The sequence below is a fragment of the Streptomyces sp. YKOK-I1 genome, assembly GCF_054660435.1.
On sequence record NZ_BAAGDR010000001.1, the window covers coordinates 6,423,290 to 6,446,887 of the forward strand.

At 71.8% G+C, this 23,598-nt stretch carries 23 protein-coding genes; 13 read left to right on the plus strand and 10 right to left on the minus strand.

All coding sequences use genetic code 11. The features are described 5' to 3' along the window. Positions 1 to 22: 22 nt before the first annotated feature. From ACYQ8Q_RS28650 to ACYQ8Q_RS28670, 5 genes are all read right to left on the minus strand, one after another. A complete protein-coding gene (locus ACYQ8Q_RS28650) occupies positions 23 to 784 on the minus strand; it encodes a succinate dehydrogenase iron-sulfur subunit (protein ID WP_055632035.1) in 762 nt (253 codons plus the stop codon). Next, positions 784 to 2,541 carry a succinate dehydrogenase flavoprotein subunit gene (gene sdhA, locus ACYQ8Q_RS28655; protein WP_460068736.1) on the minus strand — a complete coding sequence of 586 codons (1,758 nt, stop codon included), beginning with the start codon at positions 2,539 to 2,541 and terminating at the stop codon, positions 784 to 786. Before sdhA ends, ACYQ8Q_RS28650 begins: the two co-directional genes overlap by 1 nt. A gap of 19 nt (positions 2,542 to 2,560) precedes the next feature. Further along, positions 2,561 to 3,043: a succinate dehydrogenase hydrophobic membrane anchor subunit gene (locus ACYQ8Q_RS28660; protein ID WP_460068737.1), complete on the minus strand. Its 483-nt coding sequence runs from the start codon at positions 3,041 to 3,043 to the stop codon at positions 2,561 to 2,563. Between the two features lie 5 nt (positions 3,044 to 3,048). After that, positions 3,049 to 3,429, minus strand: coding sequence for a succinate dehydrogenase, cytochrome b556 subunit (gene sdhC / locus ACYQ8Q_RS28665; protein ID WP_460068738.1), 381 nt, complete (start codon positions 3,427 to 3,429; stop codon positions 3,049 to 3,051). 190 nt (positions 3,430 to 3,619) lie between these two features. Continuing rightward, positions 3,620 to 4,210 carry a 2-oxo-4-hydroxy-4-carboxy-5-ureidoimidazoline decarboxylase gene (locus ACYQ8Q_RS28670; RefSeq protein WP_460068739.1) on the minus strand — a complete coding sequence of 197 codons (591 nt, stop codon included), beginning with the start codon at positions 4,208 to 4,210 and terminating at the stop codon, positions 3,620 to 3,622. 201 nt (positions 4,211 to 4,411) lie between these two features. Between ACYQ8Q_RS28670 and ACYQ8Q_RS28675 the strand changes: the two genes are divergently transcribed. Next, a complete protein-coding gene (locus ACYQ8Q_RS28675) occupies positions 4,412 to 6,076 on the plus strand; it encodes a beta-N-acetylhexosaminidase (RefSeq protein WP_460068740.1) in 1,665 nt (554 codons plus the stop codon). 128 nt (positions 6,077 to 6,204) lie between these two features. Next, positions 6,205 to 6,756: a hypothetical protein gene (locus ACYQ8Q_RS28680; protein WP_460068741.1), complete on the plus strand. Its 552-nt coding sequence runs from the start codon at positions 6,205 to 6,207 to the stop codon at positions 6,754 to 6,756. A gap of 513 nt (positions 6,757 to 7,269) precedes the next feature. Here the strand turns inward: ACYQ8Q_RS28680 and ACYQ8Q_RS28685 are convergent. Continuing rightward, positions 7,270 to 7,746, minus strand: coding sequence for a DUF1877 family protein (locus ACYQ8Q_RS28685; protein WP_460068742.1), 477 nt, complete (start codon positions 7,744 to 7,746; stop codon positions 7,270 to 7,272). A gap of 116 nt (positions 7,747 to 7,862) precedes the next feature. On the opposite strand from ACYQ8Q_RS28685, the gene ACYQ8Q_RS28690 reads away from it, so the two are divergent. The 6 genes from ACYQ8Q_RS28690 (at position 7,863) to ACYQ8Q_RS28715 (ending at position 12,414) form a co-directional block, all read left to right on the plus strand. Then, positions 7,863 to 8,255 (plus strand): hypothetical protein, encoded by a 393-nt coding sequence (locus tag ACYQ8Q_RS28690; RefSeq protein WP_460068743.1) that lies wholly within the window; start codon positions 7,863 to 7,865, stop codon positions 8,253 to 8,255. A gap of 121 nt (positions 8,256 to 8,376) precedes the next feature. Then, a complete protein-coding gene (locus ACYQ8Q_RS28695; protein ID WP_460068744.1) occupies positions 8,377 to 8,814 on the plus strand; it encodes a hypothetical protein in 438 nt (145 codons plus the stop codon). Positions 8,815 to 8,936: 122 nt separating this feature from the next. After that, positions 8,937 to 9,572, plus strand: coding sequence for an RNA polymerase sigma factor (locus tag ACYQ8Q_RS28700; RefSeq protein WP_460068745.1), 636 nt, complete (start codon positions 8,937 to 8,939; stop codon positions 9,570 to 9,572). Between the two features lie 58 nt (positions 9,573 to 9,630). Further along, a complete protein-coding gene (locus ACYQ8Q_RS28705; protein WP_460068746.1) occupies positions 9,631 to 10,347 on the plus strand; it encodes a hypothetical protein in 717 nt (238 codons plus the stop codon). Between the two features lie 325 nt (positions 10,348 to 10,672). Then, positions 10,673 to 11,332, plus strand: a complete 660-nt coding sequence (locus ACYQ8Q_RS28710) for an RNA polymerase sigma factor (RefSeq protein ID WP_460068747.1) — start codon at positions 10,673 to 10,675, stop codon at positions 11,330 to 11,332. Next, positions 11,332 to 12,414: a hypothetical protein gene (locus tag ACYQ8Q_RS28715; protein ID WP_460068748.1), complete on the plus strand. Its 1,083-nt coding sequence runs from the start codon at positions 11,332 to 11,334 to the stop codon at positions 12,412 to 12,414. The genes ACYQ8Q_RS28710 and ACYQ8Q_RS28715 overlap by 1 nt, the downstream gene beginning before the upstream one ends. A 223-nt stretch (positions 12,415 to 12,637) precedes the next feature. Here the strand turns inward: ACYQ8Q_RS28715 and ACYQ8Q_RS28720 are convergent, their stop codons facing one another. Further along, positions 12,638 to 13,480, minus strand: a complete 843-nt coding sequence (locus tag ACYQ8Q_RS28720; RefSeq protein ID WP_460073522.1) for a L,D-transpeptidase family protein — start codon at positions 13,478 to 13,480, stop codon at positions 12,638 to 12,640. 62 nt (positions 13,481 to 13,542) lie between these two features. Between ACYQ8Q_RS28720 and ACYQ8Q_RS28725 the strand changes: the two genes are divergently transcribed. Both ACYQ8Q_RS28725 and leuE read left to right on the plus strand, forming a co-directional pair. Continuing rightward, the gene (locus ACYQ8Q_RS28725) at positions 13,543 to 15,123 is read left to right on the plus strand and encodes an acyl-CoA mutase large subunit family protein (RefSeq protein ID WP_460068749.1); all 1,581 of its coding nucleotides are present in this window, start codon (positions 13,543 to 13,545) and stop codon (positions 15,121 to 15,123) included. 44 nt (positions 15,124 to 15,167) lie between these two features. Further along, entirely contained in the window at positions 15,168 to 15,815 is a 648-nt protein-coding gene (leuE, locus tag ACYQ8Q_RS28730; RefSeq protein ID WP_460068750.1) for a leucine efflux protein LeuE, read from the plus strand. A 16-nt stretch (positions 15,816 to 15,831) separates the two neighbouring features. Here the strand turns inward: leuE and ACYQ8Q_RS28735 are convergent, their stop codons facing one another. Beyond that, positions 15,832 to 16,242: a DUF3592 domain-containing protein gene (locus ACYQ8Q_RS28735; protein WP_460068751.1), complete on the minus strand. Its 411-nt coding sequence runs from the start codon at positions 16,240 to 16,242 to the stop codon at positions 15,832 to 15,834. A 97-nt stretch (positions 16,243 to 16,339) separates the two neighbouring features. Next, complete coding sequence (locus tag ACYQ8Q_RS28740; protein ID WP_460068752.1) at positions 16,340 to 17,695, minus strand: FAD-dependent monooxygenase; 1,356 nt, start codon at positions 17,693 to 17,695, stop codon at positions 16,340 to 16,342. Positions 17,696 to 17,768: 73 nt separating this feature from the next. Between ACYQ8Q_RS28740 and ACYQ8Q_RS28745 the strand changes: the two genes are divergently transcribed. Beyond that, positions 17,769 to 18,419 (plus strand): TetR/AcrR family transcriptional regulator C-terminal domain-containing protein, encoded by a 651-nt coding sequence (locus ACYQ8Q_RS28745; RefSeq protein ID WP_460068754.1) that lies wholly within the window; start codon positions 17,769 to 17,771, stop codon positions 18,417 to 18,419. A 26-nt stretch (positions 18,420 to 18,445) separates the two neighbouring features. On the opposite strand, the gene ACYQ8Q_RS28750 is transcribed toward ACYQ8Q_RS28745, so the two are convergent. Beyond that, complete coding sequence (locus tag ACYQ8Q_RS28750; RefSeq protein WP_460073524.1) at positions 18,446 to 19,531, minus strand: acyltransferase family protein; 1,086 nt, start codon at positions 19,529 to 19,531, stop codon at positions 18,446 to 18,448. Positions 19,532 to 19,881: 350 nt separating this feature from the next. Between ACYQ8Q_RS28750 and ACYQ8Q_RS28755 the strand changes: the two genes are divergently transcribed. Together ACYQ8Q_RS28755 and ACYQ8Q_RS28760 are read left to right on the plus strand one after the other, a co-directional pair. After that, on the plus strand, positions 19,882 to 21,264 hold the full coding sequence (locus tag ACYQ8Q_RS28755) for a glycosyltransferase family 29 protein (RefSeq protein ID WP_460068755.1): 1,383 nt from the start codon (positions 19,882 to 19,884) through the stop codon (positions 21,262 to 21,264). Continuing rightward, positions 21,261 to 23,594, plus strand: coding sequence for a glycosyltransferase (locus ACYQ8Q_RS28760; RefSeq protein ID WP_460068757.1), 2,334 nt, complete (start codon positions 21,261 to 21,263; stop codon positions 23,592 to 23,594). Before ACYQ8Q_RS28755 ends, ACYQ8Q_RS28760 begins: the two co-directional genes overlap by 4 nt. Positions 23,595 to 23,598 lie beyond the last annotated feature (4 nt).

Below are 23,598 nucleotides of genomic sequence, written 5' to 3' on the forward strand. Positions count from 1 at the left end.
CGTGGACGTACGGAACCGCAGCTCAGAAGCGGCGGGTGATCAGGGCCTTCTTGACCTCGGCGATCGCCTTGGTGACCTCGATGCCGCGCGGGCAGGCGTCCGTGCAGTTGAACGTGGTGCGGCAGCGCCAGACGCCGTCGCGGTCGTTCAGGATCTCCAGGCGCTGCTCGCCGGCCTCGTCACGCGAGTCGAAGATGAAGCGGTGCGCGTTGACGATGGCCGCCGGGCCGAAGTACTGGCCGTCGTTCCAGAAGACCGGGCACGAGGACGTGCACGCGGCGCACAGGATGCACTTCGTGGTGTCGTCGAAGCGCTCGCGGTCCTCCGCCGTCTGGAGGCGTTCGCGGGTCGGCTCGTTCGTGTCCTTCGTGATGAGGAAGGGCATCACGTCGCGGTACGCCTGGAAGAACGGGTCCATGTCGACCACGAGGTCCTTGAGCACCGTCAGGCCCTTGATGGCCTCGACCGTGATCGGCTTCTCGGGGTTGATGTCCTTGATCAGCGTCTTGCACGCGAGGCGGTTCTTGCCGTTGATCCGCATCGCGTCCGAGCCGCAGATGCCGTGGGCGCAGGAGCGTCGGAACGTCAGGGTGCCGTCCAGGTCCCACTTGATCTTGTGGAGACCGTCGAGGACGCGCTCCTTCGGGTCGATCTCCAGCTGGAAGTCTTCCCAGACCGCCTCGGCCGAGACCTCCGGGTTGAAGCGGCGGATCCGGAAGGTGACCGTGATGTAGGGGGACGCCGCGGCCTCCGCCTCGACCTTGTCCAGAACAGGGGTTGCCATCAGTACTTACGCTCCATCGGCTGGTAGCGGGTCTGGACGACCGGCTTGTAGTCGAGACGAATGGAATCCGTGCCGTCGTCGCCGACCTCGCGGTACGCCATGGTGTGCCGCATGAAGTTGACGTCGTCGCGGTTGGGGTAGTCCTCGCGGTAGTGACCGCCGCGGGACTCCTTGCGGGCGAGGGCCGACACCGCCATGACCTCGGCGAGGTCCAGCAGGTTGCCGAGCTCGATGGCCTCAAGCAGGTCCGTGTTGAACCGCTTGCCCTTGTCCTGGATCGAGACGTTCTTGTAGCGCTCGCGCAGCTCCGCGATCTTCTCGACCGCCGTCTTGATCGTCTGCTCCGTGCGGAACACCATGACGTTCGCGTCCATGGTCTCCTGGAGCTCCTTGCGCAGGGTCGCCACCCGCTCGGTCCCCGTCGAGCTGCGCAGGCTCTCGATCTGGTCCACGACGAGCTGCGCCGGGTTCTCCGGCAGCTCGACGAACGTCGCCGTCCGCTGGCTGTACTCCGCCGCCGCGATACCGGCCCGGCGGCCGAAGACGTTGATGTCCAGCAGCGAGTTGGTGCCGAGGCGGTTGGCGCCGTGGACGGACACACAGGCGACCTCGCCGGCCGCGTACAGGCCCGGCACGACGGTGGTGTTGTCCGACAGGACCTCACCCTCGACGTTGGTCGGGATGCCGCCCATGGCGTAGTGCGCGGTGGGCTGGATCGGGATCGGGTCCGTGTACGGCTCGATACCGAGGTACGTCCGCGCGAACTCGGTGATGTCCGGGAGCTTGGCGTCCAGCTGCTCCGGCGGGAGGTGCGTGAGGTCGAGGTAGACGTGGTCGCCCTCGGGACCGCAGCCGCGGCCCTCACGGATCTCCGTGTAGATGGAGCGGGACACGACGTCACGGGACGCGAGGTCCTTCATGACCGGCGCGTACTTCTCCATGAAGCGCTCGCCGTCCTTGTTGCGGAGGATGCCGCCCTCACCGCGGGCGCCCTCCGTCAGCAGGATGCCCATGCGCCAGATGCCGGTCGGGTGGAACTGGAAGAACTCCATGTCCTCCAGCGGCAGCCCGCGCCGGTAGACCGCGGCCTGGCCGTCACCGGTCAGCGTGTGCGCGTTCGACGTCACCTTGAAGAACTTGCCGCAGCCGCCGGAGGCGTAGATGACGGCCTTCGCCTGGAAGACGTGGATCTCGCCGGTGGCCAGCTCGTAGGCGACCACACCGGCGGACTTCCTGACGCCGTCCTCTTCGGTGATCAGCTGGTCGAGGACGTAGAACTCGTTGAAGAACTCCACGCCCTCCTTCACGCAGTTCTGGTACAGCGTCTGGAGGATCATGTGACCGGTGCGGTCGGCCGCGTAGCAGGAGCGGCGGACCGGGGCCTCGCCGTGGTTGCGGCTGTGCCCGCCGAAGCGGCGCTGGTCGATCGTGCCGTTCGGGGTCCGGTTGAACGGCAGGCCCATCTTCTCCAGGTCGAGGACGGAGTCGATGGCCTCCTTCGCCAGGATCTCGGCGGCGTCCTGGTCGACCAGGTAGTCACCGCCCTTGACCGTGTCGAAGGTGTGCCACTCCCAGTTGTCCTCCTCCACGTTGGCCAGCGCGGCGGCCATGCCGCCCTGCGCGGCGCCCGTGTGGGAGCGGGTGGGGTAGAGCTTGGTGAGCACGGCGGTGCGGCTGCGCTTCGTCGACTCGATGGCGGCGCGCATGCCGGCGCCGCCCGCGCCGACGATGACGGTGTCGTACTTGTGGATCTTCATGAGTCTCGTAACCCCGTGCCTAGCGGATGTTCGGGTCGAAGGTGAAGATCACCAGCGTGCCCAGCAGGATGGTGAACACCGTGGCGGTGTAGAGCAGGCCCTTCAGCCACAGCCGGGTGTTCGCGCGCTCCGCGTAGTCGTTGATGACCGTGCGCAGGCCGTTCGCGCCGTGCAGCATCGCGAGCCACAGCATCAGCAGGTCCCAGACCTGCCAGAACGGGGACGCCCAGCGGCCGGCCACGAAGGCGAAGCCGATCTTCGACACGCCGCCGTCCAGCACGAGCTGGATCAGCAGGTGGCCGATGACCAGGACGACCAGCACGACGCCGGACAGCCGCATGAACAGCCACGCGGCCATCTCGAAGTTGCCGCGGGTCGAGCGCGGGGTCTTCTTGGTGCGCTGGCGCGGGGCCTCGATGAGGGGCGCCGGGTTGTCGACGTTGTAGATCGAGGGGCCCTCGACGGGGCCGATCCCGGACGCGGGGGTTTCAGTGGTGGCCATCGGTCTCAGCTCCCGAACAGTTCACGAGCGGCGTGGCCGAGGACGGGGTAGATCGCCCCGAGCATCAGCACGACCCAGATGCCCAGGACACTCCACAGCATCTGCTTCTGGTAGCGCGGGCCCTTCGACCAGAAGTCGACGGCGATGACACGCAGGCCGTTGAGCGCGTGGAAGAGGATGGCGGCGACCAGACCGTACTCGAGGACGGCGACGATCGGGGTCTTGTACGTGGCTACGACCTTGTCGTAGTCCTCGGGGGAGACACGCACGAGAGCGGTGTCCAGCACGTGTACGAACAGGAAGAAGAAGATGAGGACGCCGGTGACTCGGTGAGCCACCCAGGACCACATTCCTTCCCGGCCGCGGTACAGCGTTCCAGCCGGCACGGAAGAACCCTCCGGGAGCGGGGATTGGGGCCTGCCGGCTTGTGCTGTCGGACGGGCCCGGCCGGGTACGGTCCACCGGCCCCCAGCATCGTAGCCACGCCGCGGCGCTGGGCTTACAGCGGGCCTACCGGTGTGATCAAAGTGGCACGCGGATGGGTGAGCCGTGCGGCATCTGTGGGGGGTTGTGCCGTTAATTGCCGGGTGCGGCGCCGTCCGGGCTGGTCGCGCAGTTCCCCGCGCCCCTGAGGTGGGACATCAATCGCCCTCTTGCAAGGCGGCGGAGTTCTTCTGCCGCCACTACCCGTTCGTCCTCCGGATCGTTTGCCAATCGTGACCGGATGCCTTCCAGGACGCGGTCCAGGGTCTCGTTCCGCGGGGTGCCGTCCAGGCAGATGACGAAGACGTGTCCGAATCTGGCCTCGTAGGCGGCGTGTGCCGCGCTCAATGCCGTGTGGGCCGCTTCATAGGCGTCCTCGGGCAGAACCGGCGAGGTCTCGGCGGCCAGCGCTTCGGCGAGGTCGGCGGCCGTGAGGTCGTAGGCCGCCTCGTCGGAGGCCGCGAGGAGGGCGTCGACCGTGGGATAGGGGCGGTGGTCCGCGACCCTGCGGGCCCAGCAGAGGCTGTTCAGGCAGGTGAGGAGGGAGGCGAGGGCCTCTTCGGCCGGGACGGCGTTGAAGGTGTCCACCAGGGTGGCCGGGGGTGTCCGGGTCTGCGCCGGTATCGGAAGGCGGCCGGTGAGGTGGGGAAGACGGTGCGCAGGCAGCGTGGATCCTCGCGTCACGAGTGATGTGGCAGGGGATGCGGTGAAAGGTGTGCCGCAACGCTATCGGGAGTGGTCATCCGGTGTCCGTCGCTTGCCCGAATTTCACTCGAACGAGAGAGTTTCGGAACCGTTGGTGGACCCTCTCGGTGACTGTTCGGTGACGCGTTCGGTGACCCGGCCGGCGGGCTCCCGTCACCCGGGAGACGTACGGTGGGCGGAATGAGCAGGCACAGGCATCGGCGTCGCGCGCCGCGGAAGAAGGCCAGGGAGCAGGTCGCCCTGCGGGCCCTGATAGCCGGCGGGCTGGTCGCCGCCCTCGGGACCGGCGTGGGGCTGTGGGCCTCCGGCGGCGACGACGGCACGCCCACCGCGTCGGCGGCGGGGCGGAGCTCCGCGAGCGCGTCCGGCGGTGAGCGGTCCGTCGCCGCCGCGCCGTCCGCCAGCCCCCGCCCGAGCCGCACGTATCCGCTGTCCACCGCCCCGCGCACGATCCCGGCCGTCCAGCGCTTCACGGCGGCGCGCGGGTCCGGCTGGCGGCCCGCCGCCGGGCACCGGGTGGTCGTGACCGACCCGCGCCTGGCCGACGAGGGCCGGCTGATCGCCGGTGAGCTGGGGATGTCGTACGCCGGACAGAAGAGCGACAGCCGGTCCGGGGATCTGCGGCTGACGCTCGGCGGGAGCGGCGGCGCGGAGTCGTACACCCTGACCGTGCGGGACGGGCGGGCCACCGTCGGCGGGCCCTCCGACGCCGGGGTGTTCTACGGGACGCGCACGCTCAAGCAGGAGGTCCGCAAGGGCGGTACGGCCCCGGAGGGCGTCGTCAAGGACGCGCCCGCCAAGCCGCAGCGGATCTTCCAGCTGGACATCGCCCGCAAGTACTTCTCGCCGGGCTGGATCGAGGACCGGGTCCGGGAGCTGGGGGACCTGAAGTTCAACCAGTTCGAGCTGCACTTCTCCGACGACCAGGCCTTCCGGATCGAGTCCGACACCCATCCCGAGATCGTCGCCGCGCAGCACCTGACCAAGGCGCAGGTGAAGCGGATCGTCGACCTCGCCGCGTCCCGGCACATCACCGTCGTGCCCGAGATCGACTCGCCGGGGCATCTGGGCGCCGTCCTCGCCGCCCATCCCGAACTCCAGCTGCGCAACGTCAACGGGATCGCGCGGCGCGGGGCGATCGACATCTCCCAGGCCGCCTCCGCGAAGCTGCTGGACGAGCTGCTGAACGAGTACACCGGCCTCTTCCCGGGCGGGCAGTGGCACCTCGGCGGCGACGAGTACCAGGCGCTGACCGTGCCCGACCCGGCCGCCTCCTTCCCGCAGCTCGCCGCCGCCGCCCGGCAGCGCTACGGCTCGGGCGCGACCGTCGCCGACCTCACGACCGGCTGGCTCAACGACCGCGCCGACACGATCCGGGCCCACCGGCGGACCATGTGGGTCTGGAACGACGGCCTCTTCCGCGACACGACCGTGAAGCCGGCCTCCGACCTGGTGGTCGCGTACTGGACCGGCAAGGAGATCGGGGCACGGGTGCCGGCTGCGTACCTGAGCGCGGGGCGCAAGGTGCTCAACTACAACGACGAGTACCTGTACTACGTCCTCGGCGAGCCGCAGACCTTCGTCTATCCGACGGGGCAGCGGATCTACGAGGCATGGACGCCCCGGGTGCTGCGCGGGACGACCCCGGTGTCCTCGGCGTACGACGCCCAGATCCTCGGCGGGGCCTTCGCCGTCTGGTGCGACCTCGCGAACTCCCAGACCCAGGACCAGGTCGCGGCGGGGATCCGGATGCCGTTGCGGGCCACCTCGCAGAAGCTGTGGGACGTGCGTACGCCGGCCCTCACCTGGGCGCAGTTCCGGACCCTCGCGGGGCGGCTGGGCTGAGAAGGGGCTTTTCGGCCCGCCGATCACCCCTTGGCTGAAAATCCACTCTGTGACAGTCTTCCTCCGTCGCACGCAGTAAGGGAAAGTGCGGGCTCCGTGAGGGCGGCGCGCCGGTGAGGGAGACGTGGATGAGCCTGGTGGAACTGATCGCTCAGGCCGACGAACGCGGACTGGCCGCCAGCGGGCTGGCTTGTCTGGACCGGTGTGTGCCGTTGCTCGGCGGTGACGACGGGATCCTGCGGCCGCTGTGGGCGAGCCTCGCCGAGGCCGGTTCGGACGAGGACTGGGACAGCGGGCTCGAACAGGTGCGCGGCAAGCTGGAGTCGGGCGAGAACGGCGGCGAGGCGGGGCTGCTCGCCCGCCGGATGCTCGACGCGGCCCCCGCCGGCCGGGCACCCGCGGAGGTACGGGTGTGGGCCGACGCCTGCTCCGTCGCCTCGCTCCAGATACACCGCCTCCTCGACCCGGCCGAGGACGCCGACTCGGTCGACTCCCGCCGCGCGGGCCGTACGGAGGGCATGCCGCCCCTCGTCGCCGCCGAGCTGCGCCGCCAGGTCACCGTCCTGGAACTCCTCGCGACCCACGGCCCGGCCGGACTGCGCCGCGCCCTGGACGTCTCCACGGAGGGCCGCCGCATCCTCCGGGCCGTGGTCTCCCGCCGGGCCCGCGGCCGCACCTGACCCCACCTCCCGGCCCGGCCGCTCCCCAGGCGTGAGGGCAGCACCGGGGGTCGGCCCGACGCGGTCGCGCGGGTGGGCGATCAGCGGGCCGGCCTGATGCCACCCCTCGCGACGCACCTGGACCCGGCCTCACCGGGCCGCGCGGACGCGGCCTCCCACCGAGCCTGCGACTGCACCCGCCCCCGGGCCCCTGCGGCCGCGACGCACCTGGACCCGGCCTCACCGGGCCGTGCGGCCAGTGGTCTCCTGCCGGGCCTGTGGCTGCGCCTGACCTTGGGCCCCTGCGGTCGTGGCGCACCTGGACTCGGCCTCACCGGGCTGTGCGGACGCGGTCTCCTGCCAAGCCTGCGACTGCGCCCGACCCCGGGCCCCTGTGCCACGGGGACGCCCAGGCTCCTGCGCCATGGGAACCGCCCGGGACCACGTGCCATGGGGACGGCCCGGGTCCGCCTCGGGGTGCGGGCGGATGTGCCCCGGGTGCCTCGTGGTGAGGTCTGAGCGTGTCGGGGTGCGTCAGGGGGTCGGCCACTTGACCACCGCGTCGCGGTGGAGGGCTGTCGTCGTGTAGAAGGACGTCAGGTCGCGGTGGGCCGCCGCGAAGGCGGCCCGGGTGCGGGATTCCCGGGCGGGGCCGCCGTGGCGGGGGAGGAGTTCGGCACGGGCCGGGCGCCACAGCTCGTCGAAGTCCGCCGCCGCGAGGTACTCCGCCACCTGGGCCGTCTGCGCCGCCGTGAGCAGCAGGAACGGCGGTTCGCGCTCGTCGGCCGAGTACACCCGGCCGCCGCCGAGGACCGCGTAGGCCCCGGGGCCCGCGTCCACGTGCTCCGGCGGGGTGTCGCCGTAGAGGAACCGCTGGTCGCGGTCCACCCGGTCCACCCCGTCCCGGAGGGCGACGGCACGGCGGCGGTCGTCGAACAGTCTGCGCAGCCATATCGCGCTGTTGCGCAGCGCCGAAGGGGGTACGGCGCGGAAGCCGAGGTACGCGCTCATCACTGAAGGAGCGCACGGGGACGCGGAACCATCACTCCTGTGCGGGTTCCGGGCCGGTTCCGGGAAGGCGCCCGGAACCGTGTGACGGATCATGCCCGCGCCACGCTCTCCCCTGCATGACCAGGACGACTCACCCGTTCCCCGCCCGGCCCCAGGCCGCCGCGAAGCCGGTGCGCTGGGCGGCCGACACGCTGTCCGCGCTGCGCGAGGGCGCCCGCCTGTACCTCGACCACTCCGCGCAGAGCCTGTGGCGCGTCGACCGGTTCATCGAGGACCTGCGCGCCGAGGACACCCCGTACCCGGCCGTCGAGAACGTGCTGCGCGGCCTCGGCGCGTACACCGGTGAGGTGGTCGTCCGCCACACCGGCGCCGAGTGGTGGACGGCCGGCGGCGACCACTGGATCCGCACCCCCGACGGCCGCCTCTGGGACCCCGTCGACGAGGCCCGCCGGTGCTTCGGCGGCCACGGATCCCTCCGGCTGCTCTGCCGGGACGCCATGCGGACATGACGGACGTGGCGGACGTGACGGACGACACGTCCGTGACCTGTGATGCTCCGGCGCCGCCGTCCGCTGGGACAGCGGGGAGCCGAGCCGGTTCCCCGCGGACCGAGTGAAGGGGTGGGGACCCATGGGCGGCAGGACGGACGATCAGCACGGGACGGGCGCGGCGGACATGCGGGCGTGTGCCGGCGCGTTCGTCGAGCGCGCCACCGCACGGCACCGGCTGCCGCTCGACTACTCCCCGGCCAGCCTGCGTCTGGTCGACTTCCTGGCCGACGGGCTGCGCAAGGGCGGTGCCGACCGGGCGCGCGCCCACGACACGCTCGTGGGACTGGGCGCGTACGTCGGTGAGGTGCTGGTCCGCCGCGCGGGCGCGGTCTGGGTGGACCTGGACGAGCCGCAGCGCGGCTGGTTCGGGCAGCCGGTCGGGGTGCGGATGCCCGACGGCCGGGTCTGGAACCCGCTCGGCAAGGTCGTCAACCGCTTCGAGACGGGTGCCCCCGAGGAGTCCCTGCGGACCTTCTACCTCACCCTGCACGGCCGCGCGCGCCGGGTGGCGGCCTGAACGCGGTGAAGGGCCCGCCCCTGACCGGGGCGAACGGCCCACCCTGTGACACTTCTGTGCGGTCCGGCGCTGAAGACCGTGGGGGTGCACCCCCAGCGAATTCCGTACGAACGAGGACAGTCTTGGGCCAGGGAGGGGAACCCCGGCGCGCACAGGCGTACGACGGGGAGCTGGGCGCGGCCGTGGCACGGGCCCAGGACGGCGACGAGACCGCGTTCGCCGTCGCGTACCGGATCGTCCAGCCGGGGCTGCTCGGCTATCTGCGCGGGATCGTCGGGGACGACGCCGAGGACGTGGCCTCCGACGCCTGGCTGGAGATCGCCCGCGATCTCGGGCGGTTCAAGGGCGACGGCGCCGGGTTCCGCGGCTGGACGGCGACCATCGCCCGGCACCGGGCCCTGGACCATCTGCGCCGGCTGCGGGTGCGGCCGAGGGCGGCGGCGCTGGAGCACGACGTGGCCATGGACCTGCCCGGTCCGCACACCACGCACGACCAGGCGCTGGAGTCGCTCTCCACCGCGCGGGCGCTGGAACTGGTCCGGGGGCTGCCGCGGGACCAGGCGGAGGCGGTGCTGCTGCGGGTCGTCGTGGGGCTGGACGGCCCCGCCGCGGCGCGGGTCCTCGGCAAGCGCCCCGGCGCGGTCCGCACGGCCGCGCACCGCGGTCTGAAACGCCTGGCCCGCCAGCTCGGCGTCGCGGACGCGAACGGCGAAGGTGTGACGGATGACGGACCCCGCACGCTGGGGGAGTCGACATGAACGGCCACGGCCGAACAGAACGCGGAGACGCACGCACGGGACAGAGGCGGAAACGGACATGGGTGAACGGCTGAACGACGGCGGGGAGCCGGCCCGTCGGCGTCCGCACCCGGCCGGTACGGGCCCGGCGGACGCGGTCGACCAGGAGCTGGAGGCGCTGCTCGCCGAGGTCCTGCGTGTCGCGGGCGGCCCCGTCGCACCGCCCGCGGGCAGCGCGGGCGAGCTGCGGGCCGTGGCCGCCTTCCGGGCCGCCCGGGACGCGGGCGCGCACACGGCCCGCAGCCGCCGCCGGGACGACTGGCGGCCCCGCACCCGCCGGTTCACCGCCCGCTCGCTGCGGGCCACGCTCTCCGTCGCCGTCGCGAGCCTCGCCCTCGGCGGGGTGGCGTTCGCCGCGATCGGGTCCGCCGGCGAGGACGCGGCCGAGGCCAAGCGCCCCGAGCGGTCCACGAGCGCGTCCGAGGGCGGCGCGCGAAAGCCGTCGCTCACCCCGTCCCCGGCCGCCCCGGCCGACCGGGACCGCCCGGTGACCGCCAAGGACACCGCGGCCCACTGCCGCGCCTACGAGCAGGTCCAGGACCGGGGCAAGGCGCTGGACTCCACGGCCTGGCAGCGGCTGGTGACGGCGGCGGGCGGCGCGGAGAACGTCGAGGCGTACTGTGCGGCGCAGACGGCGGCGGCGAAGGGCAACGCCGACGGCAAGAACAACGGCGCCACGGGCAAGGGCCAGGAGAAGGCCGCGAAAACCCCCAAGGGCAACGCCAAGAAGCAGTAGCCTCACGCTGCCGAGGCAACGACCGGGGTCGCCACCCCCCACAGGAGAGACCCCGGCCGTCGCGCGGCACGGACCGCGCGGCGGCCCGTACTTCCTTCAGCGCCGGGGGTGCGTTTTCTGTCACACCCGGGGGCCCGTGCGGGGCCGTCCCCGAGGGGATCACGAGTTAGTTGCATGTTGTAAGGACATGGACGGGCGACGCTTTCAGGTCGTAACGTGCCTTTCGCGCCGGACGGCCAAGCGGCAGACCACCGCAACGACCCGCGGTCCACCGCAACGACCAGCGGTCTCGACCGCGACCATCGACCGACCGAGGAACCACGACGTGGGGGACGACGCGGAGCTGACAGCCGCGGTGCTTGCGGCACAGAACGGGGACGAGAGCGCTTTCCGGACGGTGTACCGCGCGGTGCACCCGCGGCTCCTCGGGTACGTGCGCACACTCGTCGGCGACCTCGACGCCGAGGACGTGGCCTCCGAGGCCTGGCTGCAGATCGCCCGGGACCTGGAGCGGTTCGGCGGTGACGCGGACCGTTTCCGCGGCTGGGCCGCCCGGATCGCCCGCAACCGCGCGCTCGACCACATACGGATGCGCGGCCGGCGCCCCGCGATCGGCGGCGACGAGACCGAACTGACCGGCCGGGCCGCCGAGAGCGACACTGCGGGCGAGGCCATCGAGGCGCTGGCCACCGGCCGCACCCTCGACCTCATCGCCCGGCTCCCGCAGGACCAGGCCGAGGCGGTCGTGCTGCGGGTCGTGATGGGCCTGGACGCCAAGACCGCCGCCGAGACCCTCGGCAAACGCCCCGGCGCCGTCCGCACCGCCGCGCACCGCGGCCTGAAGAAGCTCGCCGAGATGCTCGGCGACGATCCGGAGGCCGCCGGGGTGCTCGACGCCCTGCCTCCGCAGCGAGGGCCGCGTTCGCGCGCGGTAACGTCCGCGAGTGTGACGCAAGCGAGCGCGCGGACGCAGAAGGACATGTGATGGCCGACAAGCAGGACAGGTGGCTCGACCGCGAGACGGCGGAGCGTCTGCTGCGCGGTGAGTCATCCGAGAACGCTGTCGCCCCGGAAGCCCATGACCAGGCCGAACGCCTCGCCAGAACGCTGGCCGCGCTCTCCGCGCTGGGCGCCGAACCGCTGCGGGCCGACGAGGAGCTCCCCGGTGAGGCGGCCGCCCTGAAGGCCTTCAGCGAGGCCCGGGCGGCCCGTGAGTTCCCCGCCGGGTCCGCCACGTCACCGCAGTCGCGTACGTCACACCCGTCGGCGTACCCGGGCGACGCCGGACTGGTCCGCATCGGCGGCCGCACCGCCGCCGATCGCAACGGCGAACGGGCACACCGCCGTTGGAGCCGCCCGCTCCGGCTCGGGCTGGCCGCCGCGGTGGCCGCCGGGATGCTCGGCGGGGTCGCGGTGGCCGCCGGTTCCGGAGTGCTGCCGAGCCCCTTCGACGGGGCCGGCCCCGAACCCGGGGCCTCCGTCTCCAGCGCCGCGAGCCCCGACGGCCCGTCGGCCTCGCCCTCCCCGGCCGCCTCCGGCGGCGGCCCGGACGCGGTGGCGCCGGACGGCGGCACCGACCCCGACACCACCGGGAGCGCGCAGGGCACCGACGGCTCCTCCGGCGCACCCGGCGCCCGCGGCGGCTGGCCGAAGGGCGTGACCTCGTCCTGCCGGGACATCGAGGCCGGCCGGACGCTGGGCACCGAGCGCCGCCGCACCCTGGAGGACCTGGCCGGCGGCTGGTCCCGGGTGACGACGTACTGCGCGGACGTCCTGGACGGCGGCTCCGACGGCGGCACGGACGACGGCCAGGGCGACGCGGACGACCGGAACTCCTGGGGCGACGACGACAGCGGCACGGGCCGCGACCAGCACGACGAAGGGACCGCCGGGCTGTCCGTCGGTGCGGGCGCCGGTGCGGCCGGCACCGGGTACGACCAGGACGACGACCACTCCGGCGGCACCGGCTCGGACGACGACGGCGGCGCCCAGAACGGCGGCAGCAGCGGCAGCGGCGGCGGGGACAGCGGCGGCACGGGCCGCACCGGCGGCACCGGCCGCCACTGACTCCCCGGCTCCCACACGCTCCCACACGCCATCTGACCTGCGACTTCATAATCCGTGGAAATTTTTTCGCGCCGGGTGTGACGTTTTCGGGAGCCGTGACGCAGTAACAAGTGAGCCGACTGGTCATCGGCCTTCGCACAGAGCCGGGGTTCCCCCCGTACCTACGGCTCGTGCACCTGGCGCGGGCGGGACACGTTCCCCCGGTCCCGCCCGCGCCCCGAACTCACCAGGACACCACGACCTTGTCGCCGCTGCGCACCTGCGCGAAGAGCGCCGAGACCGCCGCCTCGTCCCGTACGTTCACACAGCCGTGCGAGGCACCCGCGTAGCCCCGGGCCGCGAAGTCGGCCGAGTAGTGCACCGCCTGGCCGCCGCTGAAGAACATCGCGTACGGCATCGGCGTGTGGTAGAGCGTCGACACATGGTCGCGGGACTTCCAGTAGACCTGGAACACCCCCTCGCGGGTGGGCGTGTACTGCGAGCCGAACCGCACGGACATCGTCGACACGGTCCGGCCGTCGATCATCCAGCGCAGGGTGCGGCTCGTCTTGTCGATGCACAGCACCCGCCCGGTCAGACACCGGGAGTCGGGCGCGGCCGCGGGCTGACCGCCCATCAGATACAGCTCCCACTGCCCCGGTTCGCGCGTCATCCCGACCAGCCGGTCCCAGGTGACGGTGTCCGTCGTCCCGGTCCGCGGCAGCCCGCGCTTGCCCTGGAACCCCTTCACCGCCTCCTCGGTGGACGCCTCGTACCGTCCCGTGGGCCCCTCGAAGAGCCAGGCGAGCTGCCGCAGCCGCGCCTGGAGCTCCCGCACGTCCCGCCCGGAGTCGCCGCGCCTCCACCGCACCGCCGGGGCGGGCGACGGTGTGCCGGGGGTCCGGTCCGCGTTCGGCTTGTCGTCCGGGGCGGTGCCGCTCGGGTCCGGGGCGGGCGTCGTCCGGGTGACATCGACGTGGACCGGCGGGCGCGCCCTGCCGTCCTGGGTGTCCGGGGTCCGCACGGTACAGCCGCACAGGGACGCCAGGGCCGCCGTGCCGGCCAGGGCGATGATCGATCTCCGCATCCGCATGCCTGAGATGTTCCCCCCGGATGACGCCGGGCGAACGGAGCGGCATGGTGGTGGGCATGGTGCGTGAGTCGGAGTCGGGACTGCCCATCGAGCCGGTGTACGGGCCCGCGGCCCTGGACGGCTGGGACCCGGCCGAGCAGCTGGGCGAACCGGGGAGCTACCCCTTCACCCGGGGCGTCCACCCGTCCATGTACACCGGCCGCCCCTGGACCATGCGCCAGTACGCGGGCTTCGGCACGGCGGCCGAGTCCAACGCCCGCTACCGGCGGCTCATCGCGCACGGCACGACCGGCCTGTCCGTCGCCTTCGACCTGCCCACCCAGATGGGCCACGACTCCGACGCCCCGCTCGCCCACGGCGAGGTCGGCAAGGTGGGCGTGGCCATCGACTCCCTCGACGACATGCGGGTGCTGTTCGGCGGGATCCCGCTGGACCAGGTGTCCACGTCGATGACGATCAACGCCCCGGCGGCGCCGCTCCTGCTGCTGTACCAGCTGGTGGCGGAGGAACAGGGCGTCGCGGCGGACCGGCTGACGGGGACCGTCCAGAACGACGTGCTCAAGGAGTACATCGCGCGCGGGACGTACATCTTCCCGCCCCGGCCCTCCCTGCGGCTGACCGCCGACGTCTTCCGGTACTGCCGGGCCGAGCTCCCGAGGTGGAACACCATCTCGATCTCCGGCTACCACATGGCGGAGGCGGGCGCGTCTCCGGCGCAGGAGATCGCTTTCACCCTGGCGGACGGTATCGCGTACGTCCGAACGGCGGTGGCGGCGGGCATGGACGTCGACGATTTCGGCCCCCGGCTGTCCTTCTTCTTCGTGGCCCGTACGACCCTCCTGGAGGAGGTCGCGAAGTTCCGCGCCGCCCGCCGGATCTGGGCGCGGGTGATGCGGGAGGAGTTCGGGGCGCGCAACCCGAAGTCGCTGATGCTGCGCTTCCACACCCAGACCGCGGGGGTCCAGCTGACGGCCCAGCAGCCCGAGGTGAACCTGGTGCGGGTCGCCGTGCAGGGCCTGGCCGCCGTCCTGGGCGGCACCCAGTCCCTGCACACCAACTCCTTCGACGAGGCGCTCGCGCTGCCCTCGGACAAGAGCGCGCGGCTGGCGCTGCGCACCCAGCAGGTGCTGGCCCACGAGACGGACGTGACCGCGACGGTCGACCCCTTCGCGGGCTCGTACGTCGTCGAGAGCATGACCGACGACATGGAGGCGGCGGCGCGCGGGCTGATGCACAGGGTCGAGGAGCTCGGCGGCGCGGTCGCGGCGATCGAGCAGGGCTTCCAGAAGGACGAGATCGAGCGCAACGCCTACCGGATCGCCCAGGAGACCGACTCCGGTGAGCGGGTGGTCGTGGGCGTCAACCGCTTCCGGCTCGACGAGGAGGAGCCGTACGAGCCGCTCCGGGTGGATCCGGCCATCGAGGCCCGGCAGGCGGAGCGGCTCGCGCGACTGCGCGCCGGGCGCGACCGGCCGGCGGTCGAGAACGCCCTGGCCGCCCTGCGGAAGGCGGCCAGGGGCGAGGACAACGTCCTGTACCCGATGAAGGAGGCGCTGCGGGCCCGGGCCACGGTGGGAGAGGTGTGCGGCGCGCTGCGGGAGGTGTGGGGGACGTACGTCCCGACCGACGCGTTCTGACCAGCGCGTTCTGATGGGTGAACCCCTATGCGACACTCGTCCCCATGTTCGGAGTCGTCGACCTTCCCACCTATCTCGCGGGCCTCGTCCTGATCGTCCTCCTTCCGGGACCCAACTCCCTGTACGTCCTTTCCGTCGCCGCCCGGCGCGGGGTGCGCGCGGGCTACACCGCCGCGGCCGGGGTGTGGTGCGGGGACACCGTGCTGATGACGCTGTCGGCGGCCGGGGTCGCCTCGCTGCTCCAGGCCAACGCCGTGCTGTTCGGGATCGTGAAGTACGCCGGCGCCGGCTATCTGAGCTGGCTCGCCCTCGGGATGCTGCGGGCCGCGTGGGGGATGTGGCGGACGCGCCGGGAGCGGGTTCTCCCCGAGGGGGAGGCCGTGGTGTCCGACGAGCGTCCCTTCCGGCGGGCGCTGGTCGTCAGTCTGTTCAACCCCAAGGCGATCCTGTTCTTCGTCGCCTTCTTCGTGCAGTTCGTCTCCAGCTCGTACGCCTACCCGGCGCTGTCCTTCGTGGTGCTGGGTGCCTTCGCGCAGGCGGCGAGCGTGCTCTACCTGTCGGCGTTGATCTTCGGAGGCACGAAGCTCGCTTCTGCCTTCCAGCGTCGTCGGCGCTTGTCGGCAGGTGCCACCTCGGCGGCCGGGGTGCTCTTTCTGGGCTTCGCGGTCAAGCTCTCGCTGGCGAGCACGTAGGCAGGGGCCGCTTCTGTCACCAGCCGCGCGTCAGGAAGAGGATCACGATCCCGGCGACGAACAGCGCCCCTCCGCCGCCGCCGAAGAGGTACACGGCAGCGCGTTCGGCCTTGTAATCGATACTCCCGCGCGTTCCGGTCTTCGCACGCCGGGGATCGCCCGGATCGTAGAGGGCGGGGACCACGTCACCCGGCGAACCGACCGGCTCCAGGAGCACCTCGGAGAACTCCCCACCGGACTCACCTCCGGGCAGCCTGACCGCGAAGAAGAACCGGAGCGTCAGACCCCGAGCGGGTTGCGTGCGGACGATGGTCGCCTCACCCTCGACCCCATGCCGCTCCAGCCGCCGCAGGCGTCGGTAGTCCCAGAGGCTCTGCAACTGGATGATCAAGCCGCAGGTCCCCAGAAAGACGAAGAACGCGCCCATGAGATCCATCGGGCCACCCGGCTCCCCCACCCTGCATCCCCCTTCGTGAAGTCCCGTGCCACGGTGCCGACGATTCAACAGGCAGGAAGGACGTCGATCAACCGGTCGGGCCGTGGTCGACGCGTACCCGGTACTGATCCATACCCCTCTCCGTCTCGCCCGCCCAGCCCACATAGCCGTCCGGGCGGACCAGGAAGACGCCTTCCGGCAGGGTGAGCACGGTCCAGTCAGGGCCCCGCAGGCGGTCGAAGAGTCGTGTCCCGTCGACCGTCAGGTCGGGCATACGGTCGCCCGCCCGGATCTCGCCCGGGGCGGGGCGGGTCTCCACGCTCAGCGACGACTCCCGGTAGGTCAGGCCCAGTTGGCGGGTCTTCGCGCCCCGGCGGGCCTCGCCCCGGTGGATGGCGGTCGACAGGCCCAGCATGGCCGCGGCGTTCGCGCGGCGCTCCTCCTCGTAGGTGTCCAGGAGGGACTCCGGGGCCCGCCCGTCCAGGACCGCGCCCAGCTTCCAGCCCAGGTTGTAGGCGTCCTGGACGCTGGTGTTCAGGCCCTGGCCGCCGGCGGGGGAGTGGACGTGCGCCGCGTCCCCGGCGAGGAGGATCCGGCCCTCGCGGAAGCGGTCCGCCAGGGCGGCGCGCGGGCGGAAGTTGGAGGACCAGCCGACCGCGGTCACATCCCCGGGGCCGAGGTGGGTGCGCTCGGCGATCACCGCGCGGACCCCGGCCAGGGACAGCAGGGGCTCCAGGTCGGTGCCGTCCGGGAACTGCGCCGCCAGCTGGAAGTCCTCCGTCCCGGCCAGCGGGCACAGCGCCAGGAATCCCGCGCCCTCCCCGGCCGGCGGGAAGACGTGCCACCACCTCCGCTCCAGGCCCGTGATCCGTACGTCCGCCACCAGCAGCGGGTCCGGGTCGACCGTCTCGCCCGTCATACCGATGCCCAGTGCCCGGCGCACCGCCGAGCGGCCCCCGTCGGCGGCCACCGCGTACCGGGCGCGCACCGGTTCGCCGGAGGCGAAGTGCGCCGTGACCCCTTCGCCGTCCTGCTCGATCCCCGTCAGCTCGTGCCCGAAGGCGATCCCGCCGCCGAGTTCCGCCAGCCGGGCCCGCAGGATCTCCTGGTTGCGCCACTGCGGGATCATCCACGGGACGGTGAATCGGGAGCCCTCCTCGCCGTCCTCGGCCGGGTCGAACATCTCGTGCTCGCCGGCCTGCTTCCCGTCCTGCCAGATCATGCCGACGGGGTAGGGGCCGCCGGCGGCGAGGACCGCGTCGAGGACGCCGAGGTCCTCGTAGATCTCCAGGGTGCGCGGTTGCAGGCCCTTGCCGCGGGAGCCGGGGGCGAGGGTCTCGCCGCGCTCCACCACCAGCGCGTCCACCCCGCGCCGGGCCAGGTCGATGCCGAGGGCGAGCCCGGTCGGGCCCGCGCCCACGATCAGTACGTCCGTCTGTCGCACAGCGCCACTCTCCTTAACGTTGTTAAGTGCTGTCCTTCACGAGAGTGGCCTTAACGGCGTTAAGCTGTCAAGCGTGAACACGGAACGACGAGCCCCCCTCGACCGCAAGCGCGTCGCGGACACCGCCCTGGCGCTTCTGAACGAGACCGGTCTGGACGGGCTCACCCTGCGCGCCATCGCCAAGGAGCTCGACGTCAAGGCGCCGGCCCTGTACTGGCACTTCAAGGACAAGCAGGCGCTGCTGGACGAGATGGCCACCGAGATGTACCGGCGCATGGTCGCCGGAGCCGCCCTCGATCCCGGCGATTCCTGGCAGGAGCGGCTGCGCAAGGCCAACCGGGGGCTGCGCGAGGCCCTGCTCGCCTACCGCGACGGCGCGCGGGTGTTCAGCGGCTCACACTTCACCGGAACCGATCACGCCCGGGAGATGGAGGAGAACCTGCGGCTGTTCACGGCCGCCGGGTTCACCCTGGGGCAGGCGGTCCGGGCTTCGTCGACGGCGTACTCGTACACCATCGGGTTCGTCATCGAGGAGCAGGGCGTGCAGCCGCTGCCGGACGAACGGCGCGAGGGCTACGACATCGAGGAGCGCGCCCGGCTGCTCGCCGAATTCCCGCTGTCCGCGCGGGCGGGCGCGGAGATCTTCGCCGATTACGGCACGCATTTCGACGAAGGGCTGGAGATCGTCATCGCGGGAATCGGGGCGCGGTACGAGGTTTCCTGAAAAGGGTCCCGCAATTCACCGGGAATTCACCGACGGGGGGCCGTGAGTGCCTTCCGGAGCCTCGGCGTCAGCCGCTCCTCCACGAGTTTGTTCAGTACGTACGCCAGCACCAGCATCCCCGCGATCGTCAGCAGGAACGTGGCGGAGGACGGGACGCCCAGCCGGCGGTGCAGGGCCGCGACCACGACCCAGCCCAGATGCTCGTGCACCAGGTAGAACGGGTACGTCAGCGCACCCGCCACCGTCAGCCAGCCCCAGTTCACCCGGTCCAGCCAGCCCAGGGCGATCGCCCCGACGGCCAGGAACCCGAAGGCGACGACCGCGATGATGCCGTACGAGGTGCGGTGGGCGAAGGCGTTCGGGTCGGAGACGTTCCACAGACTGCGCACCGCGTAGTGCTGGCCGATGAGGAAGCTCACCGCGGTGATGCCCCACGCGTAGGGGTCCCGGCGGTCGCGGTGGACCAGGTGGAGGCCGACCCCGCCGACGAAGAACGGCGCGTACTCCGGCATCAGGACGATGTCGAGCAGCGGCTGGTGCGCGCCCTGCGCGATCGCCGCCGCCAGGATCCAGCCCGTACAGAACAGGATCACCCGGCGCCGGCTCGCCCCCGGCAGCACCACGCACAGGGCGAACAGCGCGTAGAAGCGGACCTCCGCCCACAGCGTCCAGTCCACGCCCAGCACCCGGTCCACGCCCAGCGGCTGCTGAAGCAGGGTCAGGTTCACCAGGACGTCACTGGGCGAGACCGCGTCGTAGACGACCACCGGCAGCGCGAAGACGGCCGTCACCAGCAGCACCGCCACCCAGTACGCGGGCATCAGCCTTGCCACCCGGGAGGCGAAGAACGAGCGCAGCGGGCGGCCCCAGCCGCTCATGCAGATGACGAAACCGCTGATCACGAAGAAGACCTGGACGCCCAGGCAGCCGTACGCGAACGGCGTGTGCAGGGTCGGGAAGACCTTCGACGCGGAGGTGCCCCAGGCGCGGGTGATGTCGCCGCCCCGGCCGCCGTAGTGGTAACACGCCACCATCAGGGCCGCGATCAGCCGCAGCCCGTCCAGCGCGCGCAGCCGGCCGCCGCCGCGCGGTGCCGCCTTGCGGGTGGCCACCGTGCGGCTGCCCCCCTGTGCCGTGTTCACGACCGTCTGTGTCACGCGGGTGTCCCTGGGAATGCGGATGAGTGCCGTCTATGTGGACCCTATGGCGTCACCCGCGAAACTTCTGTTCGACAGCCTCAGCATTCGCTCCTCTGTTCCGAGGGGTTCACCTGGGCGTCGTTTTCCTTTCTTACGTTCTCCCAACCTCACCAGGTTTCAGTACGTCAATACGCTTTTCATAAGCCCAGGAGAACCGGAGAACCATGACGAGGGTCCGCAGCAGAGGGTCAGACGCCAGGCCGCAGAGGCCCTCGTCAGCGCCATCCCCGGTCTCGCTCGACGACTGCCTGCGCGCCTGCTCCGTGCACAGCGGCAAGCTCGTCGGCAGCCTCGACCCGCGCCGCCAGGCGGTCGCCGAGGCGCTGCGCCAGCTCCTCGCCACCTGGGCGGTCCAGGAGCAGTCCGCGCCCACGCCCACCGCCACGAGCCTGCTCCGGCGCACCAAGGCCGCCGCCACCGGCAGCGGCGGCACCCTCGCCAACGAGGTCCTCGACGCCCTGCTCAACGTCGGCAACAAGGCCGTCGTCTGCCCCTACGACGACGAGCTGAACCTCACGCTCACCCTCACCGACACCATCCTCCACCTGCGCCGGGGCTCCCGCGCCGGCTGGCGGCTGCGCGGCCGGATCCTGGAGGCCCTCGGCCTGCCCGAGGAGGCCGCCGAGGCCTACGAGCGCTACCTCGAACTCACCAAGGAGGACGGCTTCGGCGTCCGCGCCCGCGTCGACGGCATCCACGCCGCCACCCGGGCCCGCACCGAACTGCTGACCCTGCTGGAGCGCACCGTCCCCGAGGCCGGCCGCTTCGCCGCCGGACCCGCCACCGACGCCTGGGCCGACGGCCTCGCCGCGCACGCCGCCGGCGACCAGCCCGGCGCCGAGGCCCGGCTGGCCGGCGCGCTGCTCGCCATGGACCGCGAGGGCGCCCGCGAGGACGAGGTCCAGGAGGCCCTCGCGCACTACCTCGACCTGGCCACCGGCCGGCAGAGCCGGCCCACCCCCGAACTGACCCGGGCCCTCGCCCTGTACGCCGACACCCGCCGCAACCGGATGCGCGGCCCGGTCCCCGACCCCCTGTTCGGGGGCGTGCAGTGGCTCAGCCTCGGCGAGTTCCGCAACCGCATCGCCGGCAAGTCGATCTGCCTCGTCGCCAACTCGGGCAAGGTCGGCGAGAGCGGCCTCGGCCACGACATCGATGCCTACGACCTCGTCGTGCGCTTCAACTCGTACCGCATCGACCCGGCGCACACCGGCAGGAAGACCGACGTCCACGTCACCATCCACAAGCACCACTACAACTGGGACAAGCCCGTCGACACCCGGCTCGTCCTCAGCGGCAGCTCACCGGACTGGAAGTACTCCGTCCGCAACAAGCTGATCCCCGGCGCCCAGACGTACGTCAACGACGAGTCGCTGCGCTGGCCCGTGCGCACCATCGGCGGCTGGACCACCGAGCAGTTCGCGGCCATCCCCACCTCCGGCTTCAACATGCTCTGGCTGCTCGACTTCCTCGACGTCAGCCCCACGCTCGACCTGATCGGCTTCGACTTCTACGAGAGCGGCGCCTACCGCCTCCCCGAGGCGATGAAGCTGGCCATCACCAACGTGCACGAATACGGCAGCGAGAAGACATGGGTCATGGAACGGGCCCAGAGCGTCTCCGGCATGAGGATTTCCCTGCGATGACGACCACGACCCCCATATCCGCCCCGGCCGCGCCCGCCACCGACGCCTCCGCCCTGACCGGCAGGCGCCGCATCGCCTTCGCGAGCTTCGTCGACGAGAACTACCTCCCCGGCTTCCTCGTCCTGCTGCGCTCCCTGGCCCTGTCCAACCCCGAGGTCTGCGAGGACTTCCTCGTCCTCCACGACGGCCTGCGCCCCGCCTCCGTCGCCGCGATCCGTGACCTGCACCCGCGCGTGCAGTTCCGCCGGGTGGACGCCGACCACTACGACTCCTACGTCAAGGGCGACCAGGACAACTACCTCGTCCGCAAGGCGTACTTCATCCTCGACGTCTTCCGCATCCGCGACTACGACACCGTGATCACCCTGGACACCGACATGGTGGTCCTCGGCCCGGTCGACGACCTCCTGACGCTGCGCCACGGCCTCGCCGCCGTCCCGCAGTTCTTCTACGGCGACAAGACCCGCATGCTCAACAGCGGACTGCTCGTCATCCAGAAGGAGTACCTCACCGACGCGTTCTGCGCGAAGATCGACGCGATCGGCCGCAGCGGCACCTACGAGCTCGACAAGCACGACCAGGGCATCCTCAACGCCCTCCTCGACGGCGACTTCGTCGACCTCGACCCCACGTACAACTACGTCAAGCGCCGCCTCTCCGGCGACCTCCCGGTCCCCGACGACGTCGCCGTGCTGCACTTCACCGGCCGCCACAAGCCCTGGCAGGGCGGCGAGGCCGGCTACGGGCTCGCCCAGGAGCGCTGGGCCGAGTTCGAGCTGACCGACGCCGAGTTCCACGCCGCCTACCTTCAGGCCGGCGACACCCTCCACCACGACCTGCTCGTCCACTACGGCACCCCGCACGTCGAGCGCACCGGCGACGTCGACACCGCCCGCAAGGTCGCCCTCGCCCACATCGGCGCCGGCGACTTCCAGGCCGCCGTCGACATCCTGGAGCGGGTCCATCTGCCGGTCGACGAGGCCTGGCCGCACGAGGTGTACGGCAACGCCCTGATGAGCGTCTCCCGCTACGAGGAGGCCAAGGCCCAGCTCCACCTCGCCGCCGCCGCCCCCAACCGGGCCGCCACCGCCTTCTCCCGGCTCGCCCAGATCGCCTGGGTGCACGGCGACGACACCCAGGCCCGCGCGTACGCCACCGCCGGCCTCACCGTCGACCCCACCCACCGCGCCAGCCGCATCTGGCACCAGCGCACCACCGGCATCCCGGCCCAGCCCGCCGGCCGCCCCGAGGACCAGCTCGCCCACGTCGCGTTCTACATGGACCGCCAGGGCAACGCCGGCGACAAACTGCTCCCGGAGAGCGTCCGGCTCGGCTTCGACCGCGACACCACCTCCCGCCGCTGGCACTCCGTGCACGCCCACCGCCTCTTCGACGAGGCCGCCCTGGAGCGCGTCAACGCCCGCCGCGGTCTGGTCATCGGCGGCGGCGGCCTCTTCATCCCGGACACCATGCCCAACGGCAACAGCGCCTGGCAGTGGAACGTCCCGGACGAGATGCTGAAGGGCATCGAGGTCCCGATCGCGGTCTACGCCGTCGGCTTCAACGCCTTCGACGGCCAGTCCTACCGCGCCCACCGCTTCCGCGAGTCACTGCGCCTGCTCGTCGAGAAGTCCTCGTTCTTCGGCCTGCGCAACCACGGCTCCATCGAGAAGGTCCGGGCGATGCTCCCCGCCCACCTCCACGACAAGGTCCGCTTCCAGCCCTGCCCGACCACGGTCACCCGCCAGCTCGTCGCCGGCTGGCAGGACCCGGCGAGCCGCGACGACACCATCCTGGTCAACGCCGCCTACGACCGCGCCGGCCTGCGCTTCGGCCACGACTACGGCTACTTCCTCGCCCAGATGGCCAAGGCCGTCGAGGGCCTGCGCGAGCTGGCCGACGTGCAGTGCGTGGCGCACTCCCTCGACGACGAGAAGATCGCCTTCGACCTGCGCCGCGAACACGGCGTCTCGCTGCCCGTCATCCCGATGTACGACTTCGACAACGACGCCATCCGCGAGCTGTACGCCCGGACCAAGCTGGTCATCGGCATGCGCGGCCACGCCGGCATGATCCCGTTCGGCTGCGGCACCCCGATCATCAGCCTCATCTCGCACCCCAAGATGGCGTACTTCCTGCGCGACATCGACCGCCCCGAGTGGGGTGTCTCGGTGCACGACCGCAACCTCGCCGCGCTCCTCGTCGAACGCTCCCGCGACCTGCTCGCCGACCACGACCGCACGGTCGCCGACGTGCACGGCCGCCAGCAGGAACTGTGGAAGGTCACCGAGGCCAACTCCGCCGACCTGCGCACGATCCTGGGCGGCTGACCGC

Coding starts and splice junctions, on each gene's coding strand:
- ACYQ8Q_RS28660 (WP_460068737.1), bottom strand. CDS start 3,043: ATGGCCACCACTGAAACCCCCGCGTCCGGGATCGGCCCCGTCGAGGGC.
- ACYQ8Q_RS28760 (WP_460068757.1), top strand. CDS start 21,261: ATGACGACCACGACCCCCATATCCGCCCCGGCCGCGCCCGCCACCGAC.
- ACYQ8Q_RS28690 (WP_460068743.1), top strand. CDS start 7,863: ATGACCAGGACGACTCACCCGTTCCCCGCCCGGCCCCAGGCCGCCGCG.
- ACYQ8Q_RS28685 (WP_460068742.1), bottom strand. CDS start 7,746: ATGAGCGCGTACCTCGGCTTCCGCGCCGTACCCCCTTCGGCGCTGCGC.
- sdhA (WP_460068736.1), bottom strand. CDS start 2,541: ATGAAGATCCACAAGTACGACACCGTCATCGTCGGCGCGGGCGGCGCC.
- ACYQ8Q_RS28695 (WP_460068744.1), top strand. CDS start 8,377: ATGGGCGGCAGGACGGACGATCAGCACGGGACGGGCGCGGCGGACATG.
- ACYQ8Q_RS28725 (WP_460068749.1), top strand. CDS start 13,543: ATGGTGCGTGAGTCGGAGTCGGGACTGCCCATCGAGCCGGTGTACGGG.
- leuE (WP_460068750.1), top strand. CDS start 15,168: ATGTTCGGAGTCGTCGACCTTCCCACCTATCTCGCGGGCCTCGTCCTG.
- ACYQ8Q_RS28720 (WP_460073522.1), bottom strand. CDS start 13,480: ATGCGGAGATCGATCATCGCCCTGGCCGGCACGGCGGCCCTGGCGTCC.
- ACYQ8Q_RS28650 (WP_055632035.1), bottom strand. CDS start 784: ATGGCAACCCCTGTTCTGGACAAGGTCGAGGCGGAGGCCGCGGCGTCC.
- ACYQ8Q_RS28715 (WP_460068748.1), top strand. CDS start 11,332: ATGGCCGACAAGCAGGACAGGTGGCTCGACCGCGAGACGGCGGAGCGT.
- ACYQ8Q_RS28675 (WP_460068740.1), top strand. CDS start 4,412: ATGAGCAGGCACAGGCATCGGCGTCGCGCGCCGCGGAAGAAGGCCAGG.
- ACYQ8Q_RS28735 (WP_460068751.1), bottom strand. CDS start 16,242: ATGGGCGCGTTCTTCGTCTTTCTGGGGACCTGCGGCTTGATCATCCAG.
- ACYQ8Q_RS28680 (WP_460068741.1), top strand. CDS start 6,205: ATGAGCCTGGTGGAACTGATCGCTCAGGCCGACGAACGCGGACTGGCC.
- ACYQ8Q_RS28705 (WP_460068746.1), top strand. CDS start 9,631: ATGGGTGAACGGCTGAACGACGGCGGGGAGCCGGCCCGTCGGCGTCCG.